Raw genomic sequence first — 18,093 nt, 5'->3', positions numbered from 1 at the left:
AGTGCCTCTAGCGGGCCCCGGTGGCAGGTGTGCCGGGGCCCGCGGGGCGCGGCGTCAGCGGCAGCTCCACGGTGAAGGAGGAGCCCTGGTCCTTCACGCTCTCCGCGCGGATGGTGCCGCCCAGGGCCTCGACAATCTGCCGGGTGATGTAGAGCCCCAGGCCCAGGCCGCCGTAGTGCCTTTCACTCACCGCGCGCTCGAACTTCTCGAAGATGCGCGGCAGCGCCTCCGGGGAGATGCCGATGCCCTCGTCCCGGACCACCATGCACGCCACGCCCCCTTCCTCCCACACCCGCACCTGGACGGGCCGGCCTCCGCCGTACTTGAGGGCATTGGACAAGAGGTTCGTCATCACCTGCTCCAGCCGCTGCCGGTCCCACACTCCCACCAGGGCGTCGGGGACGTCCGCCACCAGCCGGCCGCCCATGCGGAGCACCTCGGGCTCGAAGCGGCCCATCGTGTCCCGCACCAGGGAGCAGAGGTCCATCACCTCCAGCGTCAGCGAGAAGCGCCCGGCGTTGATGCGTGAGATGTCCAGCAGCTCGTCCATCAGCGAGGACAGGCGCTTGACCTGCTGGAGCATCATCTCCACGTCGCCCGGCAGCCGGGGGAAGCGCTCGCGCGGGAAGGTCTCCGCCGCGCGGGCCAGCATCTGGAGCTTGAGCGACAGCGGCGTGAGGGGCGTCTTCAGCTCGTGGCTGGCCACCTGGAGGAACTCCTCGCGCACGCGCACGGCCTGCTGCGCCTCGCGGTACAGCCGGCCGTTGTCCACGGCGAGCGCGGCGCGGCGTGCCAGGTCCTCGGCCGTCTCCAGGTCGGCCTGGGTGAAGCGCCGGCCGGGAGCGATGGCCAGGAAGGTGAGGACGCCCAGCGTGCGGCCACGCGCCACCAGCGGCACGGACATCACCGACTGGAAGCCGATGGCCCGCATGTGCGCCAGGTGCTCGGGGCCGAAGGCCGCCTGCTGCTTGTAGTCGTCGCCCGCGTCCTCGACGAGGATGGCCCGGCCTTCCACCAGGGCCCGGCTGGGCGAGTGCCTGGGATGCCCCGTGACGGCGGGCGGGAAGCGCACGGTGTCGCGGACCAGCGCGTCCAGCGTGGGGTCCACGCAGGACACCTTCACCCGCTTGATGCCGCCGCCCTCCTCGAGGATGTCGAGCATGCACCACTCCCCCAGGGTGGGCACGGCGAGCTCGGTGGCGTGCGCCAGCGTGGCCTCGTAGTCGAGCGACTCGGCGAGGATGCGGCTCGCCTCGGACATGAAGGCCAGGCGCTCCTCGCTGCGCTTGCGCTCGTGGATGTCGGTGACGGTGCCGATGTAGCCCAGGAACTCGCCGGAGCTGCCAAGCCGGGGGCTCGCGGCGTCGATGGCCCAGCGGTACTCGCCGTGGCGCGAGCGGATGCGATACTCCACGCGGAACGGCTCGCGGCTCACATTCGACCCAAGGAATGCCTCCGCCGTCCGCTCGCGGTCCTCGGGGTGGACGGAGTCCAGCCACCCGAGCCCCAGTCCCGCCTGCTCCGACTGGCCGGTGTAGTCATGCCACTGGCGGTTGAGCCAAAGGCAGGCCCCCGTCTCATCCGACACCCACAGCATGACGGGGGCGTTGTCCGCCATGTTGCGGAAGCGCGCTTCACTCTCGCTCAGGGCCTGCGCGGCGCGGCGCCGCTCCGTCACGTCCCGGATGAAGAGGATGAGCCCCGTGGCCGAGGGCGAGGCCCGCGACTCGAACCAGGCGTTGGAGCTGGGGACGAAGTCCTCGTGGACCACCTCGACGCCGTCGCGCATCGCGCGCCGGTAGACGTCACCGAAGGAGCTGGTCCGCAGGGTTGGAAATTCCGTCCAGAGCTCCCGGCCCAGCAGCTCCTGGCGCGAGCGCCCGAGCACCCGCTCCATCCACGCGTTGACGAAGGACAGGCGCCACTCGCGGTCCACCGCCACCACGCCGTGGCCCACGCCGTCCAGCATGGCCGCGAATCCGGCCGAGGTCGGCTCGCTCTCTGGTTCCGAAGCCCTGGTCGAATCCACGATGCACTCATATCCCTGGCCCGCCGCCCCGCGGCTTCACGGGGCAGGCGGATGTCCAGGAGGATTCACAAAGCCGCGCCCCGCTTACGCGCAAGCGGAGGGTCTTCTGCTCCCTGCACGCCCCCTGGACGCACCCTCCACCGGGCTTGAACACAGCCCCGGGCGGCGGGTCATCCGCGCAGCTCCAGCCAGACCGGAGCGTGGTCGGACGGCTGCTTCCCCTTCCGCTCCTCGCGGTCCACGTCCACCTGCACGACGCGCGGAACGAGCGGCGCCGAGACGTAGAGGTGGTCGATGCGCAGACCGCGGTTCTTCGGGAAGGCGAGCATGCGGTAGTCCCACCAGGAGAACTTCTGCACGTCCGGGTAGAGCTGGCGGAAGGCGTCCTTCAGGCCGAAGTCGCACACGTGCTGGAGCGCGTCCTTCTCCTTCTGGGTGAAGAGCGTCTGGCCCTCCCACTCCTTCGGGTCATACGTGTCGATGTCCGCGGGAGCCACGTTCCAGTCGCCACCCAGCACCAACGGCTCGCCCGGCTGGTGGCGCGTGTCCAGGTACTTCCGCAGCCGTGCGTACCACTGGAGCTTGTAGTGGTACTGCTCGGAGTCGACGGACTGCCCGTTGGGCACGTAGGCGCTCACCACGCGGATGCCGCCCACCGTCGCGGCGATGAGGCGCGAGTGCGTGTCATCCACGCCGTCCGACAGCCCCCTCACCACGTCGCGCGGCTCCTCCTTCGCGAGGATGGCGACGCCGTTGTACGTCTTCTGCCCGTGGGTGACGGCGTGGTAGCCGACCTCGCGCACGGCCTCCATGGGGAAGTCGGCGTCCGAGCACTTGAGCTCCTGCAGGCACAGGATGTCCGGCTGCCGGGTCTTCAGCCACTCGAGCAGCCGCTCCTGACGGGCCCGCACCGAGTTCACGTTCCAGGTGGCGATCTTCATCGCGCGGACCGTCGCATGACACCCGCGCCCCCGCCACGCTTTTCCCCCTCCGTGTGGCTGGGGGGACACACCCCCTCTCGTCCCCCCGGGCGGAGCCTCTGGCATGGCCGTCGCAATACCCCCAGGTGGGAGCCCGACACACGGCCCCCGCCGCGCCCTTTCCGGGCGCACCGCAGCAAGTCGAGGTCGTCACCATGAGCCCCACGAGTCGCAGGATGAGCAAGGCCGCCGCGTCCCCCTCCTTCACCCTGCCCCCTGCCCTGAAGAAGGCCCTGCTGCCCGCCTGCCTCGCGGCGTTCGGACTCGCCACGTGGGACGACGTGCCCCTGCCCTCCTCCTGGCGCCCGTGGCTCGCCGTGGCCCAGCAGGTGCGGCCGCACGAGGGCGGCGCGGGCAACGGCCTGATTCAGGAGACGCCGGCCGCCCCTTCCACCACCCGGGAGGAGCCGCGGGACGACGGGCACGTGGAGCCGGCCCCGGCGAGCGAGGTGGCGCGCGAGACGTCGGCGGACACGGGGCTCGCCCTGGCGCACACGCACGGGCGGCGCGTGGACCACCTGGCCCGGGCACGCACCCTGCGCGAGCTGGGAGACCTCTCCGGTGCCCTCACCGAGTGCCGCCGTGCCCTGCATGACGACCCGTCCGACACGGACGCCCTGACGCAGGCTGCCCGGCTCGCCCGCCTCAACGGGCAGACGGAGCTGGCGGTGCTGGCCTACGAGCGGCTGGGCCGACTCCTCCCGGAGGAGGCCGGCGCGCTGGTGCAGCAGGCACGACTGCTGGTGTCCCTGGGCCGCTACACGGAGGCCGTGCACGTGGGCGAGGAGGCGGTGCTGCGAGGCCCCGAGGACGCGGAGGTGTACCAGGTGCTCGGCCGCGCCCACCTGGGCGCGGGGCAGCTGTCCGCCTCCATCCTCCGCTTCCAGCAGGCGGTGCACCTGGACCCGGAGCATGGCTACGCGCTGAACAACCTGGGCTTCGCCTACCTGCGCGCGGGGGAGGACGGGAAGGCGGCGGACGTGCTGGCCCGGGCCGCTTCCCTGCTCCCCCATGTGGCCTACGTGCACAACAACCTCGGGGTGGCCTACGAGCGGCTGGGCCGGGTGGACGAGGCCCGCGCCTCGTACGCCACCGCCACCCGCCTGTCCCCGCGCTACGTCCAGGCGCGCGTCAACGGGGACCGCGTGAATCGGCTGGCCCGCGCGGACGTCCCCCAGTCCGAGGGTCTGGAGAGGGGGACTCCAGCGCCCGGGGTGCCCGAGCCCCTCGCGCCGTAGCGCCTCCCCGCCTGGAGGCCGTCCCGGGACGGCCTTCCAGGCCGGTTCCCGTTCCCGTCCCCCCGGTCTAACGTGCAGGCCCCTTCCGAAAGCGCCATGAACCCGGCTTCCCAGACGCCCTCCTCGCCTGACTCCTCCACGCCCTCCCCCGCGACGCCTCCCGCGCGCCCCGGGTTCGGTGCCCGGCTCTGGCGCTGGACGAAGCGGCTGCTCATCACCGGGGTGGTGGGCTTGCTGCTGGCGCTGCTCGTCGGCGTGGGCGGCTACTTCTATTACAGCCAGGACCTGCCCTCGGTGGATGCCCTGCGCAACTACCAGCCGCCGCAGGTCACCAAGGTGACGTGCGCGGACGGGAGTCTCTGCGCGGAGTTCGCCCACGAGCGGCGCACCCTCATTCGCGTGGAGGACCTGCCGCCCCACGTGCGCTACGCCTTCCTCGCCGCCGAGGACGCGGACTTCTACAAGCACCAGGGGCTGGACCCGTTCGGCATGGCCCGCGCCGCCGTCAAGAACCTCATCCCCGGCAGCCGCAAGTCCGGCGCGTCCACGATTACGCAGCAGGTGGTGAAGAACCTGCTGCTCACGCCCGAGCGCAGCTTCACGCGCAAGGCCCGCGAGTGGATTCTCACGCCGCGCGTGGAGGAGGCGCTCACCAAGGACCAGATTCTCGCGCTCTACATCAACCAGTCCTACTACGGGCAGCGCCGCTACGGCCTGGAGGAGGCAGCGCTCTTCTACTTCGGCAAGCACGCGAAGGACCTGGCCATCGGAGAGGCGGCGGTGCTCGCGGGCACCGTGCAGATTCCCCACCGCATCAACCCGGTAACGAACATCACCCGGGCGAAGTCGCGCCAGACGTACGTGCTGCGGCAGATGGCGAGGAACGGCTGGGTGCCGGCGGCGGTGGCGGAGGCGGAAATCGAGAAGCTCATCGTCCTGGCGCCGCGCAAGGAGAAGCCCATCGGCCTGTACTACGGCGAGGAGATTCGCCGCACCCTCATCGAGCGCTATGGCGAGAAGGCCGTCATGGAGGGTGGCCTGCGCGTGGACATCGCCATGGTGCCGAAGCTGCAGGCCGCGGCCGAGCTGGCGGTGCGCGAGGGCCTGGAGGCGGTGGACCGGCGCCAGGGCTACCGCGGGTCGCGGGGCACGCTGACGGACGGGCAGTGGACGCGCTACCGGGCGCTCATCGCCACGCGAATCGAGGAGGCGGGGCGCCGGCAGAAGGACCAGGGCTATGTGGCGGACCTGTCGCCGCTGGCCCGCGCGGAGGCGGAGAAGGAGGAGCCGAAGGCGAAGCCGGGCGCGGCGGAGCTGGAGGAGGACGGCTCCGAGGAGCAGCTCCCGGAGCTGACGCCCGAGGAGGAGGCCGCGCGCACCGAGGAGGAGCTGCTGGCCCGCGCCGTGCGCCTCAAGCCGCTGGAGGAAGGGCTGCGCCTCACCGGCTACGTCACCGAGGTGGACGAGAAGCGGAACATCGCCCGCGTGGACCTGGTGGGCCGCACCGCCGAGGTGCCCTTCTCCACCGCGACGTGGGCGCGACAGAAGAACAAGGCCTCGCCCAAGGGCATCGCCGACGTCTTCACGAAGGGGCAGCTCGTCTACGTGCGCGTCCTCAAGGCGCCGCCCGCGCCGGCCTTCGTGGAGGCCGCGCTGGACCAGGTGCCGGTGGTGCAGGGCGGCCTCGTGGTCATCAACCCGGAGAACCGCAACGTGGCGGCGCTGGTGGGCGGCTATGACGCGGAGCGCTCGTCCTTCAACCGCGCCACGCAGGCGAAGCGGCAGCCGGGCTCGTCCTTCAAGCCCTTCCTCTACGCCGCCGCCATGGGCAGCGGGCGCTACACGCCGCTGTCCAAGGTGAACGACGCGCCCGAGGCCGTTCGCGACCCGTACACGGGCAAGACGTGGAAGCCGCGGAACGACGACCGCCAGTTCGAGGGGCCGATGACGCTGCGCGCGGCGCTCACCAAGTCGAAGAACACGGTGTCCGTGCGCCTCATCGAGTCGCTCACCCCGGCCAGCGTCATCGACTTCGCGCGCCGGGCCGGCTTCCACTCGCCGCTGCCGGAGAACCTCACGCTGGCGCTGGGCACCGGCGAGGTGACGATGCTGGAGGCCGTCAACGCGTACGCGACGCTCCAGGCCAACGGCCGCTACGCGGAGCCGCTGCTGCTGCTGCGCGTGCGCGACGCGAAGGGCAAGGTGCTGGAGGAGCACCAGCCCGCCTTCGAGGAGACGCTGCCCCCGCCGGTGGCCTTCCTCGCCACGTCGCTCATGCGCAGCGTCGTGGAGGAGGGCACGGCCAAGGCGGTGCGCGAGCTGAACCGCCCCGCCGCCGGCAAGACGGGCACCACGCAGGAGTCCAAGGACACGTGGTTCTCCGGCTACACGGCGGACTGGGTGGCCAGCGCGTGGGTGGGCTTCGACGACAACTCCGCGCTCGGCGGCGGTGAGTCGGGTGGCCGCGCCGCGCTGCCCATCTGGCTCAAGTTCATGCGCGTGGCCCACGAGGGGCTGCCCTCGCGCGAGTTCGAGGTACCGCCCGGCGTGGTGCAGGTGCGCATCGACCCCGTCAGCGGCCTGCTGGCCGGCGCCTCCGTCCCGGGCCGGCTGGAGCCGTTCCTGGAGGGCACGCAGCCCACCGCCGAGGCGCCCCCGCCCGGCCAGGTGACCACCGACCAGTTCTTCCTCGAGGAAGGCAACAGGAAGGGATTGTGAGCCGAGCCCTGCTCCTCGCCCCGCTGCTGGCCGCGCTCGCGGCCGGCGCCGCCCCCCAGTCCGCTCCCACCCCCGCCCCACAGGACGCCTCCGCCGTCGACCGCCTCGCGAAGTCGCTGGCGGACGCGGTGCGCGCGCTGCCCGCCGAAGCCCCCGTGGCCCTGCACCTGTCCGGAGGCTCCGCCGAATTGCGGCGCGCCGTGGGCACGGTGCTCGCGGCGCAGCTGTCGGGCCTGGGGCTGGCGCCGGTGGTGGTGGACGCGCCCACCACGGAAGCCGCCGAGGCCGCCGCCCGCGCGCAAGGGGCTCGCACGCTGGTGCGGCTCACGCTGGACGTGGAGGGCGGTGAGCTGCGCGCCCGGGGCGACGCGCTGGGCACCTGGGTGAACTTCTGGTCCGGCCGCACGGCCACCCGCCCGCCGAAGCCCGCGGGCGCGCTGGCCCAGGCAGTGGAGGCGGACGCGGCCGTGCTGGTGCTGGCCTCCATCGGGGCCACTTCGGCGCCCGCGACGAATGGCACCGCCCCCCGGGGCGTGCGACTGCTGGGCGCGGCCCTGGCCCGGCTGGAGCACCCGCTGGCGGCGCTGGCCGCGGGTGATTTGGACGGGGACGGCCGGGACGAGGTGGCCGCCCTCACCGAGCATGACGTGTCCGTCTTCGCCGCCGACGGCCGGCTGCTGGCCCGCCGCGAGCTGGACGCGCTGCCCTTCTCCAACGCCACCACCCGCGAGCCCTTCGGCGCACTGGCCGTGCTGTCGGGCCCACCACGCCTAGCCGCGTGGAGCACCCGGCACGCGCACGGCGAGCTGCTCTCGCTGGACAAGGCGCGTGGCACGCTGAAGCCGCTGGGGACGCTGGACGCGGTGCCGCTGGGCCCTGGCGAGCGCGGGAGCTTCGTGCCCGGACAGACGGCCTTCGCTCCGGAGGTGCGGCTGGCGGATGGGCGCTCGCAGACGGTGCCCCTGCCCTTCACCACCGCGAGCCTCGTGCCGCCGCGCCTGCTCTTCGTCCACCCGGACGGCTCCGCGTCCCTCTACGCACGGGCCGGTGCCGCGCCCTCGCGGTTGAGCGGCCTGGGCGCGGGCAGCGCGCTGGGCGACGTGGACGGCGACGGGGCGCCGGAGCTGCTCACCACCTCGCCACAGCTCCAGCCCTCGCCGGACGTGCTGCGCGTGTTCTCCTCCACCGGGGACGACCCCACCGCGCGCGAGCCGCTGTGGCAGGGCTCACTGCCCGCCGGCCGCGCGCTGTACGTGGTGACGGCCGACCTGGACGGCGACAAGCGCCGCGAGGTGGTGGTGGGCCTGACGAAGCCGGACGGCACCGGCGAGCTCTTCCTCCTGCGCCACGGTGCGCCATGACGCTCCGCTCCGCCCTCGCGTGTTTCCTCCTCCTCTCCGCCGCGCCCGCGCTGGCCGCCGGCCGCCCCCGCTATGGCGGGGAGCTGCGCGTGGCCCATGACGGCCCTCCCGAGGTGGGCGAGCCCGCGCTCGCCGACACGCCCCTGGAGGCCACGCTGCTGGGCCTGCTGTCGCGCCCGGTGTGCCGCGTCATGCCGGACGGCACCGTCCTTCCCGCGCTCGCGCGCGAGCTGTCGCGCCCCACGCCCCAGTCGGTGCGCCTCACGCTGCCCAACGCCGCCACCGCCGGAGCGCTGGCCCGCGCGTGGATGCGACTGGCCAGCGCCGAGGCCGCCTCGCCCTACCGCGCCCTGCTCTACCCGGTGCGCGGCGAGGCGCGGCAGGTGAACGCCAACGGCGCCACGCTGGAGCTGGCGCTGTCCTTCCCGTGGCCGGATTTGGAGCGCGCGCTGTGCCACCCGGCCCTGGCCGCGCCCGTGTCGGCCACCACCGCGGGCCCCTTCAGCGCCGCGGGCCGGGGCGCGCTGGAGGCCCAGCTCGCCTGGCCCCAGGGCCGTCCGTACCTGGACCGGCTGCTGCTCACCGGCACGGACGAGCGGGGCCTGGCGCGCCTGTGGTCCTCGCGGCAGGTGCAGCTGGAGCTGGGCGTCTCCTCGGAGACGGACACCACGGCCGGCGTGCCCCTCTACGCCACCTACCTCGCCTTCTCTCCGCGCAAGCTGCCCGCGGACTTCCGGCAGGCGGTGGAGAGCGCCATCGACCGCGAGGACCTCACCCGCCTCTTCGTCCACGCGCCAGCGCTGCCCATGCCCCACCTGCTGCCGCCCCAGCTGGTGCAGCAGGGGCCCCGGCCCCGCCCCACGCCGCCCACCGCTGGAGCTCCGCGCACGGTGACGCTGCTGTACGACGCCTCGCTGGAGGACCAGCGCGCGGTGGCCGAGCGCATCCAGGTGAAGCTGCACGAGCGCGGCTACACCGTGGCCCTGGAGCCGATGCCGCGCGCGGCGCTGCGCGCGCGCTGGGCGAAGGGCGACTTCGAGCTGATGCTGCACGCGCTGCTGCTGCCCCCCGTGCCCGGCCCCGCGCTGGCGGTGGTGCTGGAGGCGGGCGGACGCAGGGACTTGCTCGGCGTGGAGCTGCCCGCCATCGGCCACCTGGCGGACGCGGGGGCCCGGGACGCCCGCGCGCGAGAGCGGGCCCTGGCGCTGGCGCCGTCCGTGCCGCTGGTGCCGCTGTACGCGCAGGGCCTGGGCGTCCGCGCGGTGCCCGAGGTGGGCGGCCTCAAGTTCGACGCGCAGGGCCTGCCGTCGATGGACGGGCTCTACCTCGCGCCCTCCGAGGGCACGGCCACCGGAGGCCGTCCGTGAGGAACCCCGCATGCGCCTGAGGACCCGGCTGGCGCTCGCCTTCGCCCTGCTGGCGGTGGTGCCGCTCGCGGTGGTGGTGCCCCTCACCCTCACCCGCTTGCGTGACACGCTGTCGCGCGAGCTGGACGCGCGCATGGAGGCCGCCACCACCTCCGCGCAGGAGTCCCTGGAGCGCTCCGGCGCCACCGCCCGCCGCGCGGTGGAGGAGCTGGTGGACAGCCCCGCCATGGAGGACCTGGCCCGCGAGGCGCGCGAGCGTCCCACCCGCGCCATTCAAGCCGGCACCGCCGAGGGGCTGATGAAGAGCCGGGGCCTGTCGGTGCTGGCCCTCTTCGACCGGGACGGCACGGTGCTCTCCTCGGGCCACCTGCCCGCGCGACGCGGAGACCCGGACCCCGCCCTCTTCGCCGTCACGCGCGAGAAGGCACCCAAGCCCGTGCCGGTGCGCGTGGAAGTGCGCACGCCGTCCGGCCTGCGCCAGCTTCCCGCGCTCGTCACCGCGCGCCCCGTGGACTACGGAGACCTGCGCCTGTGGGCGGTGGGCGGCGTGCTGCTGGACGAGGGGCTGGCGCAGCACCTGGCGCGGCTCACCCAGGCCCAGGTGTCGCTGGTGTCCGGCGACACCGAGCTGGCCCGCGCGGGCGAGGCGGAGCCCCCCACGGTGGCGCGTACGCTGTCCCTGGGAGATGCGGCCAAGGTGCGACTCGTCTTCAGCCGCGCGGCGGCACGCGAGGCCGAGCAGGGCGTCATGCGCGCCTTCCTCCTGCTGGCCGGGCTGGGCGGCGCCTTCGCGGTGCTGCTGGGCCTGCTGGTGTCGCGGTGGATGACGCGGCCGGTGGAGGCCCTCACCGAGGGCGCCCGGCGCGTGGCGGAGGGCGCGCTGGACGCGCAGGTGGACGTCGAGGCCAGCGGCGAGGTGGGTGAGCTGGTGCGCACGTTCAACCGCATGACGGGGGAGCTGCGGGCCACCACCGAGCGGCTGGTGGCCAGCGAGCGCATCGCCGCGTGGCAGGAGGTGGCGCGGCGACTGGCGCATGAAATCAAGAACCCGCTGACGCCCATCCGCATGTCGCTGGAGACGCTGCTGGCCGCGCAGGAGGCCCGCCACCCGCGCTTCCCGGACATGTTCAAGGAGAGCGCGGGCGTGGTGCTGGAGGAGGTGGACCGGCTGCGGCGGATTGTCGACGAGTTCAGCCGCTTCGCGCGGATGCCCAAGCCGCAGCTCGCCCCGGTGGACCTGTCCGAGCTGGTGCAGAGCGTGCTGTCGCTGTACGCCGCACCGCCCGAGGGCATCCAGATACTTCCCACGCTCCAGACGGGCGTGGTGGCGAAGGTGGACAGAGACCAGCTCACGCAGGTGCTGGTGAACCTCGTGAAGAACGCCGAGGAGGCGATGAAGGACAAGGGCGGTGCGCTGCGCGTGCGCGTGAAGGGCACGGAGGCGGACGCCGTCATCGAGGTGGAGGACAGCGGCCCGGGCATTCCACCCGAGCACCGCGCCCGCATCTTCGAGCCCTACTTCACCACCAAGGACGGCGGCACCGGCCTGGGGCTGGCCATCGCCGCGCGCATCCTCCAGGAGCATGGCGGCAAGCTGGACGTGGGCGGAGAGCCCGGCCAGGGCGCTCGCTTCAGCGTGGTGCTGCCCCGCGCGGAGGGCCTCGGCCCCGTGAGGCTGCGCGCGGAGTGACAGGGCGGGTTGTTTCCACCCCAGACGAACGTACAACCCAGACGTGCGAACAAGGCTTCCGCTGGCCGCGGGCAGGTACTTGGAGTGCGAACGGCCTCGCCGCGGCACGCGAGGCCCTCTCGCGAATTTCGTGACAAGGGCAATCTGGCTACACTCGCGGCATGCAGTCGCAGCGTCCCCGCGCCCTCATCGTGGATGACAACGTCTTCTTCGCACGGAACCTGGGCGCCTTCCTGGAAGCCGAGGGCTGGGACGTGCAGCTCGCGAACCACGCGCTGGATGCGCTCGGCCGACTGAAGTCGGGCCCGCCTCCGCATCTCCTCTTGCTGGACCTGGACCTGCCGGACATCAGCGGCTGGGGCATCTACGGGGAGTTGCTGCTCAACCCGTCGTTTCCGAAGGTGCCCGTCCTCATCGTGTCCCGCGCGACGTGGCTCCCGCAGGACGTGCCGCTCTCCGGCATTCTGGGGATGGTGGAAGCGCCCACCAGCCCGAGCGCCTGGGAGCACTTCCGCGGCGTGGTGCGCCCGATTCTCCAGGCGCGCGCGGAGCAGGTCCGCACCCAGCCTGAGTAGCGTCTCCCTGCAGTGAGCTGACGCCGAACGCGCGAGGGGGGCGTTTCTGTTTTTTCTAGACCTACTCAGTAAGCCCTTTCTTCCAGACTGTTAACCTGTCTACTGTTACCTCGGTTCGTCGCTCAGACGCACAGTGGTTCGGACTCACCGCAGCAGCATTCCCATTGCAGTCAGCGCGCTGTCTCTTCCGAGGGGAATCGTCATGCCGGATCCAGTCACCACGGCCTCCAACGTCCTTGCCACCGCCGACAACGTGGCCATCAAGGTCGAGCAGGCGCTCTACAAGCTTTACCTCGCGGTCAGCGGCGACGGCTTCAAGAGCCTCACCGAGAAGATTGCCGTCATCTGGACGCCGGTGCGCAACGTCCTGGCCACGGTGCTCAAGTCGGTAGAGAGCATCGTGAAGCCCCTGACCGACCCCAAGATCATCGACTCCATCCGGAGCGTGCTCGAGGCGGGGCGCGACCTGGTCTCCTCGACCCTGGACCTGCTGCCGGACTCGGCGCGCGAGCTGGCGACCACCGGCCAGAAGTTCCTCAACATCATCGTCGACTTCGCGAGCGCCGGCGCGCTGCATGTCGCCGCCATCGTCGACCTGCTCATCAACGTGGGCAAGGCGCTCATCAACGAGGCCTCGCGTCTGGCGGATACGACGCTCACCGCGCTGCGCAACTCGGGCGTCAACGTCCTGGCGGCGGGCACGCCGGCCACCTAGCCCGCGCACCGGCGGACAGGCTTCCGCCGCCGCACACCGGGCGCGTCGTCACGACGCCGCGCACGCCACCGGGCTTCATCCCAACATGAAGAGGACCACGCCCCCGCGAGGGGTGGGCACGAATCGCCCAGGCACGTGGTCCGGGGAACCTGCACCCTGAGCAGGAGCATCCACCCCCTCGTTCGCGAGGGTCGGAGAGCGTATGGCCACAGGCCTCATCATTCCGGGTGTCCAGGTAACGGTCGTCAAGGAAGTGCTGCCGCAGCAACTCGCGCCGTCCGGCGTCCTGGGCATCACGGGCTTCACGGAGGTCAACCCGGGCAAGGTGGTCCGCGCGGGCAGCTGGTCCCGCTTCGTGGAAGTCATGGGCCGCGCCAGCGCCTACAGCCTCCCCGAGGCGCGGCAGGCGCTCGACAACGGCGTCTCCGAGCTCGTCATCTCCCCGCTGCCAGCGAGCGCGGGCCTCTCCGCCACCATCCCCCTTCCCGGGGACGCCACCAAGGCGCCCAATGGGACCACGGCGGAGAAGTCCGGCTTCACGTTGACGGCTCGGGCCCCGGGCCCCTGGGCCAACGGCATCACCGTGAAGGTGGAGTACCGGAACAACATCGACAAGTCCGTCTCCTTCGACGTGGAGGTGACGCACCCGGCCAGCGGAGCCACGGAGGTGTTCCGCAACCTCGCCCCGGGCGCGCTGGCCGCGGGGCTGGACGGCGGCTCGTCGTTCGTGAAGGTGGACGCGTCCAAGACGGTGGGCTGGCCCACCGCGGGCACGTACACCCTGGCGGGCGGCAAGGATGGGAGCGCGAGCGACTACGCCACCGCGCTGAACCGGCTGCGCAACGAGCCCGACGTGGACATGGTGCTGGCCGCCCTCCAGGACTTCGGGGACCGGACGAAGGTGACGAGCGTCTACGGCGACGTCATCAGCCACTGCAACAGCCTGAGTGGGGACAGCAAGGGCCGCCTCGGCTTCGGCCAGATACCGCCCACGGGCACCACGGACGAGCACGTGCAGCTCGCCAGCAACCTGGTGAGTGACCGCTTCGTCCTCGTAGCGCCCAACGGCGTGGTGGGCGCGGTGGCGGGGCTGGTAGGCAGCCTGCCCGCGCATCAATCCCCCACCTTCAAGCGCGTGTCCGGCGTGGGCGAGCTGCCCGCGCTGACGGTGGAGGACCAGAAGGCCTTCCTGCGCGGCTATGTGGTGCCGGTGGTGACGGAGCGCGGCCGGGGCACCATCGTCGTGCGCGGGCTCACCACCGACGGCGACCAGATCAACGTGCGCCGCGTGGCGGACCGGGCCGTGCGGACACTGAAGATGATTGGCGACCTCTTCATCGGGTTGCTGAACAACGCGGACGGGCGCAGCGCGCTGAAGCAGAAGCTGGTGGAAGCGCTGGTGCAGATGGAGAAGGACGGCGCCATCGTCCCCTCCACGGACGGCAAGGACCCCGCCTTCAAGGTGGAGGTCTACTCGTCCCAGCAGGACTTCGCGCTCGGCATCGTCCGGGTCAACATGGCCGTCAGGCCCGTGCGCGCAATCGACTACATCTACGCGACCATCACGGTCCAGGTTTGATGAGGGGATGGACTGATGCCAACGGTATTCTCCGCCAACCGTAGCAGCGTCCTCGTCGACGGTGAGGCCGTGGAAGGCCTCCAGTCGCTCGCCTTCCGGGTCGTCACCGAGCGAGAGGACATCCGTGCCATCGGCACGAACGAGCGCGTGGACGTCATCTTCGGCCTGCGCACCGTGCAGGGCGAGATGGTGATTCGCTCCGCCAACGTCAAGCTGGACGGGCTGCTGCAGGCCCGCGCCAAGTTCCAGCTCGTGACGAACCTCAAGCGCACCGAGGGCAACGAGGAGACACGGACGCTGTCGTTCGACGACTGCTTCGTGGAGGGCAAGTCCTTCCAGTTGGACGCGCACGGCAGCGCGGCCACGACCTACGCCTTCACGGCGACGCGGATCCGCGAGGAGTAGCGCGTGACGGAGGTGCCCGCGAGCTCGCGCTGGGAGACCGCCGACATCCAGGTGGACGGACGTGACTACCGCGTCCACCTGGGCGGTCCGGGTGGGGCCGGGGAGGTCGAGGCGTCCACCGGCGCACGCATCCGGCTGCGCCGCTGGCGCTTCGACGAGCACCTGCGCGCCCTGGACCGCCATGCCTGGGCGGATGGGGCCGGGCTCCAGTTCGATGCCGGCGGCTTCGCGCAGGACGTGCTGCGCGACTCGGGCGTCCCGGACGCACTCTTCGACGAGCTGGCGCCGGTGGCCCTCTGGTGGGCCACGGGCGGCGCGGCACCACGGGGCCCGGAAGCGGAGGCGGACGGCTGGGTGCGCGCGGGAGCGGTGCGCGCGCGGCTCCGGCCGTGGACCTTCTCCGAGCGTGCGAAGGCGCTGGGCTCGAGCATGACGTCCCAGCCGGATGGCGCGAAGGAGCTGAGCCTGGAGCGCTACCTGCGGGCCATGCTCGCCGCGTCCGTGGTGGCCCTGGAGCCGCCCGGCGTGGAACTGGCGGCGCTGGACGGCGCCTCCGCGGCGCTGCTGCTCGACGCGGTGGTCTCCCTCAACGACGCCGGGCAACGCGACGAGGATGCCACGCTGAAGGCCGCGGATGGCGAGGCCCGGGCACTGGCCCAGGTGACGCTGCGGCTATGCCGGGCCCTGGGGTGGACCCCTTCGCAGGTGTGGGCGGCGCCCGCGGCGGAAATCGACCGGCTGATGGTCCTGCTCCAGCTCACCGAGGCTCCGCCTCCCGCGCCCGCCCCCGCGGCGAGGCCGCCACGGCTGTCGGAGTACCCGGACGCGGTGGTCATCCAGGTGGAGGACGGGTGATGCGCACGTCCCTCACGACCCGAGACCTCACCGCGTTCCTCGCGCGCCCCGCGTTCCGGGCGCTGGAGGGCGTCGCGAAACAGCTCGGCGTCCGGCTGCCAGCTTCCTCCCCCGAAGAATCGGCGCCCGCGGAGACCACGGGCCTGGCTGCGGCGACAACCCGGGCTTCACTGACCACGGGTGGCTCCAGCGTGGAGACGGCGGCACGGGCAGCGCAGGCCACGGGTGGCGCTCCGGCGGGCACGGCGGCGTACAGCGCCGGAGCTGCTGAAGACGCTCGCGGCCCGGGCAGCACCTCTTCCGCGACGCTCGAAGCGGAGGGCGCCGTGCCGCGAGCAGAGGCGCACGGTACCGCTCCCAGCCCGGCCACCGCGCCGGCTCCCATCCGGAGGGCCGGGGACGAGGAGTCCTCCGTCGCGCCTCGCGCTGCCTCGCCGCGCTCCTCTCCCTCCGCGCTCTTCGGACAGGCCCGGGTGCCCGAGACCTCGCCTGGGAACCCACGCGCGCGGTCCGAGGACTCCCCGGCGGGCCCGGCAGCAAGGACGGGCAGCGCCGACAGTCCCCCCCTGGGCACGGCCCCTGGAGCCTCCGCCCTGGAGGCCGCGACACCCGCACCGGGCACACAGTCTCCCGAGGCCACGCGGCGCATCGTCCGGCTGCTCAAGCCCGCAGCCGTCAGACAGGAGGCTTCACCCTCCCCGGCTCCCGCTCCACACGCCGAGACGAGGGAGCAAGGCTCCTCCGCTCCGTCGACGCTCCGCGAGGGCGTCCCCAGGGCTCCCACGGCGGGGCAGCAGGGTGTGGCGCCCGCGGCAGTCACGATGGAGCAGATGGGCTCCGTGCCCGTCGCGACCACCGCGGCACAGCGGGGAACCGCGCCAGTAGCGGGGAGCGAGGGGCACCGGGAAGCAGCGTCAGGGTCAGCCAGGGCGCAGCAGCAGGGAGCAGTGCCAACAGCAGTCACGGCGGAGCAGCGTGGAGCAGTGCCTACGGCAGTCACGGTGGAGCAGCGTGGAGCAGCGGCGCCCGCCACCCGTACGCCCGAGCCGGCCCGCCGTGGAGTCCGACTGCTTCCCCCCGCCCCTCCTCGCAGCGCGGCGCTGTCCCCTGTCAGCGCTCCGGTGAGCCCGCCCGCCCAGCCCCGGGACGTGGGCACGCCCCACCCGAGAGCCCGTCTCACCTTCGCCAGTGAGGCCCCGGCGGCTGGCTCCCTTCCCTCCTCCTCTTCGAGCCCGGAGGCACCAGCGCCCCAGCGGGATGCGGCGACCCTCCGGCTCGGCGAGCAGGTCACCCGGGGCATGACGCCCGTCTGGGAGCAGGCGCACCAGGTCACCCACTCGGCCCTCACCGTGGCGCGGGCCTCCACGCCACCGGCCAGCTCGGGCACTCCGGCCGCTGGCACCGGGGCGGCCGTGGCCAACACCTTCAACGTCAACGTCCATGTGGACCCCGCCCATGGCCAGGGCGGTCTGGACCGGCGCACGCTCGAAGACGCGCTGGTGGACATCCTCCGCGAGACGGCACGCCGTCACGGGCTGGAGGTCTGAGCCCATGGCTGGAATCGCCTACTCGGTGACCATCGGCTCCTTCAAGGCCTCCAGCAAGGCCGGCCAGGGCAATGGCGCCGTGCGCTCCATCGTGAGCGAGCTGACCATGGACGGCGCTGGCGGGCGCTGCACGTTGGAGCTGGCGACGTCGGACTCGGCGCTGCCCTTGCCAGGGGACGCCACCACCGTCTCCCTCGACGCGGGGGATGGGAGCGTCACCGTCTTCACCGGCGTCGTGCTGGAGACGCGGGCCACACCGGACTCCGCCACGGTCGTGGGCACGGATGCCCTGGCGAAGCTCGCGCGGCTCGACGTGTGCGGAGCCTACGAGAGCACCACGGCCGGCTCCATCGTCAGCGAGCTGGTGCAGAAGGCCGGCGCCACCGCGGGCACCATCGAGGACGGCCCCACCTTTCCCAGCTACGTGCTGCACCGCGGTCCCCGCGCGCTCCGCCACATCCAGCGACTGGCCGAGCAGTGCGGCTTCGACGTCTACACGGACGGCAAGGGCCAGGTGCACTTCGTCCCGCCCGCGGACGGCGGCCCGGACCACACCTTCGTCTACCGCAAGCAGGTGCTGCGCGCCGAGCTGCGGGAGACGCCCCCCGCCCTCGACGGCGTGGAGGTGTGGGGCGAGGGCGCCGCCAGCACGCAGGGCACGGAGAAGGGCCACTGGCTCGTGGCCGACCTCGCCTCCGTCAGCGGCAAGGCCGCGCTCGGGAGCAACGGCAGCGTGCAGGCCGGCAGCGCGGGCTCGCTGCCTCGCGAGGTGCGCGACGGCGCCCTGCGCACCGGCGACGACGCGGCCACCCACGCGAAGGCGCGGATGACGGCGCTGGCGTCACGCCCGGTGCGCGGCTTCATCGAGGTGCTGGGAGCCCCGGCCGTGAAGCCGGGCGACACGGTGCAGCTGAATGACATTCCCAAGGGCCACCCGGTGGAGTCGCTCGCCTCCGGCAAGGTGCTCCGCGTGCGCGGGGTGCGGCACACGCTGAGCGCCAGCGCGGGCTTCGTCACCCGGATGGAGCTCTGAG

14 protein-coding genes are annotated in these 18,093 nt (G+C 72.6%); 12 read left to right on the top strand and 2 right to left on the bottom strand.

From position 1 onward, the window contains the following. Positions 1–7: 7 nt before the first annotated feature. Positions 8–1,969, bottom strand: a complete 1,962-nt coding sequence (locus G4D85_RS17125) for a PAS domain-containing sensor histidine kinase (protein ID WP_164013213.1) — start codon at positions 1,967–1,969, stop codon at positions 8–10. Positions 1,970–2,199: 230 nt separating this feature from the next. Further along, positions 2,200–2,970: an exodeoxyribonuclease III gene (xth, locus tag G4D85_RS17120; protein ID WP_164013211.1), complete on the bottom strand. Its 771-nt coding sequence runs from the start codon at positions 2,968–2,970 to the stop codon at positions 2,200–2,202. Between the two features lie 215 nt (positions 2,971–3,185). On the opposite strand from xth, the gene G4D85_RS17115 reads away from it, so the two are divergent. From G4D85_RS17115 to G4D85_RS17060, 12 genes are all read left to right on the top strand, one after another. Continuing rightward, entirely contained in the window at positions 3,186–4,247 is a 1,062-nt protein-coding gene (locus G4D85_RS17115) for a tetratricopeptide repeat protein (RefSeq protein WP_240359325.1), read from the top strand. A gap of 96 nt (positions 4,248–4,343) precedes the next feature. After that, positions 4,344–6,965, top strand: a complete 2,622-nt coding sequence (locus G4D85_RS17110) for a penicillin-binding protein 1A (RefSeq protein ID WP_205525577.1) — start codon at positions 4,344–4,346, stop codon at positions 6,963–6,965. After that, positions 6,962–8,326, top strand: a complete 1,365-nt coding sequence (locus G4D85_RS17105; RefSeq protein WP_164013207.1) for an FG-GAP repeat domain-containing protein — start codon at positions 6,962–6,964, stop codon at positions 8,324–8,326. The genes G4D85_RS17110 and G4D85_RS17105 overlap by 4 nt, the downstream gene beginning before the upstream one ends. Further along, positions 8,323–9,693 (top strand): periplasmic substrate-binding domain-containing protein, encoded by a 1,371-nt coding sequence (locus tag G4D85_RS17100; protein WP_164013205.1) that lies wholly within the window; start codon positions 8,323–8,325, stop codon positions 9,691–9,693. Before G4D85_RS17105 ends, G4D85_RS17100 begins: the two co-directional genes overlap by 4 nt. A 10-nt stretch (positions 9,694–9,703) precedes the next feature. Then, positions 9,704–11,383 carry an ATP-binding protein gene (locus G4D85_RS17095; protein ID WP_164013203.1) on the top strand — a complete coding sequence of 560 codons (1,680 nt, stop codon included), beginning with the start codon at positions 9,704–9,706 and terminating at the stop codon, positions 11,381–11,383. Between the two features lie 161 nt (positions 11,384–11,544). Then, positions 11,545–11,958 (top strand): response regulator, encoded by a 414-nt coding sequence (locus G4D85_RS17090; protein ID WP_164013201.1) that lies wholly within the window; start codon positions 11,545–11,547, stop codon positions 11,956–11,958. Positions 11,959–12,160: 202 nt separating this feature from the next. Then, positions 12,161–12,673, top strand: coding sequence for a hypothetical protein (locus G4D85_RS17085; protein WP_164013199.1), 513 nt, complete (start codon positions 12,161–12,163; stop codon positions 12,671–12,673). A 202-nt stretch (positions 12,674–12,875) separates the two neighbouring features. After that, on the top strand, positions 12,876–14,252 hold the full coding sequence (locus G4D85_RS17080) for a phage tail sheath C-terminal domain-containing protein (protein ID WP_164013197.1): 1,377 nt from the start codon (positions 12,876–12,878) through the stop codon (positions 14,250–14,252). Between the two features lie 15 nt (positions 14,253–14,267). Continuing rightward, positions 14,268–14,657: a hypothetical protein gene (locus G4D85_RS17075; protein ID WP_164013195.1), complete on the top strand. Its 390-nt coding sequence runs from the start codon at positions 14,268–14,270 to the stop codon at positions 14,655–14,657. Between the two features lie 3 nt (positions 14,658–14,660). Beyond that, complete coding sequence (locus tag G4D85_RS17070) at positions 14,661–15,512, top strand: hypothetical protein (RefSeq protein ID WP_164013193.1); 852 nt, start codon at positions 14,661–14,663, stop codon at positions 15,510–15,512. A gap of 1,298 nt (positions 15,513–16,810) precedes the next feature. After that, positions 16,811–17,059, top strand: a complete 249-nt coding sequence (locus G4D85_RS17065) for a hypothetical protein (RefSeq protein WP_164013191.1) — start codon at positions 16,811–16,813, stop codon at positions 17,057–17,059. Positions 17,060–17,063: 4 nt separating this feature from the next. Next, positions 17,064–18,092 carry a contractile injection system protein, VgrG/Pvc8 family gene (locus G4D85_RS17060; RefSeq protein ID WP_164013189.1) on the top strand — a complete coding sequence of 343 codons (1,029 nt, stop codon included), beginning with the start codon at positions 17,064–17,066 and terminating at the stop codon, positions 18,090–18,092. The last annotated feature ends 1 nt before the right edge of the window (position 18,093 follow it).

The organism is Pyxidicoccus trucidator (genome assembly GCF_010894435.1).
GTDB classification, from domain to species: domain Bacteria; phylum Myxococcota; class Myxococcia; order Myxococcales; family Myxococcaceae; genus Myxococcus; species Myxococcus trucidator.
Note: the sequence above shows the minus strand (reverse complement) of the source record. Positions and strands in the feature narration are given on the sequence as shown.

Bases quoted from the DNA above. Each gene is read 5' to 3' on its own strand.
- G4D85_RS17125 (WP_164013213.1), bottom strand. From the start codon at position 1,969: ATGCTGGACGGCGTGGGCCACGGCGTGGTGGCGGTGGACCGCGAGTGG.
- xth (WP_164013211.1), bottom strand. From the start codon at position 2,970: ATGAAGATCGCCACCTGGAACGTGAACTCGGTGCGGGCCCGTCAGGAG.
- G4D85_RS17115 (WP_240359325.1), top strand. From the start codon at position 3,186: ATGAGCAAGGCCGCCGCGTCCCCCTCCTTCACCCTGCCCCCTGCCCTG.
- G4D85_RS17110 (WP_205525577.1), top strand. From the start codon at position 4,344: ATGAACCCGGCTTCCCAGACGCCCTCCTCGCCTGACTCCTCCACGCCC.
- G4D85_RS17100 (WP_164013205.1), top strand. From the start codon at position 8,323: ATGACGCTCCGCTCCGCCCTCGCGTGTTTCCTCCTCCTCTCCGCCGCG.
- G4D85_RS17095 (WP_164013203.1), top strand. From the start codon at position 9,704: ATGCGCCTGAGGACCCGGCTGGCGCTCGCCTTCGCCCTGCTGGCGGTG.
- G4D85_RS17090 (WP_164013201.1), top strand. From the start codon at position 11,545: ATGCAGTCGCAGCGTCCCCGCGCCCTCATCGTGGATGACAACGTCTTC.
- G4D85_RS17085 (WP_164013199.1), top strand. From the start codon at position 12,161: ATGCCGGATCCAGTCACCACGGCCTCCAACGTCCTTGCCACCGCCGAC.
- G4D85_RS17080 (WP_164013197.1), top strand. From the start codon at position 12,876: ATGGCCACAGGCCTCATCATTCCGGGTGTCCAGGTAACGGTCGTCAAG.
- G4D85_RS17075 (WP_164013195.1), top strand. From the start codon at position 14,268: ATGCCAACGGTATTCTCCGCCAACCGTAGCAGCGTCCTCGTCGACGGT.
- G4D85_RS17065 (WP_164013191.1), top strand. From the start codon at position 16,811: ATGACGCCCGTCTGGGAGCAGGCGCACCAGGTCACCCACTCGGCCCTC.
- G4D85_RS17060 (WP_164013189.1), top strand. From the start codon at position 17,064: ATGGCTGGAATCGCCTACTCGGTGACCATCGGCTCCTTCAAGGCCTCC.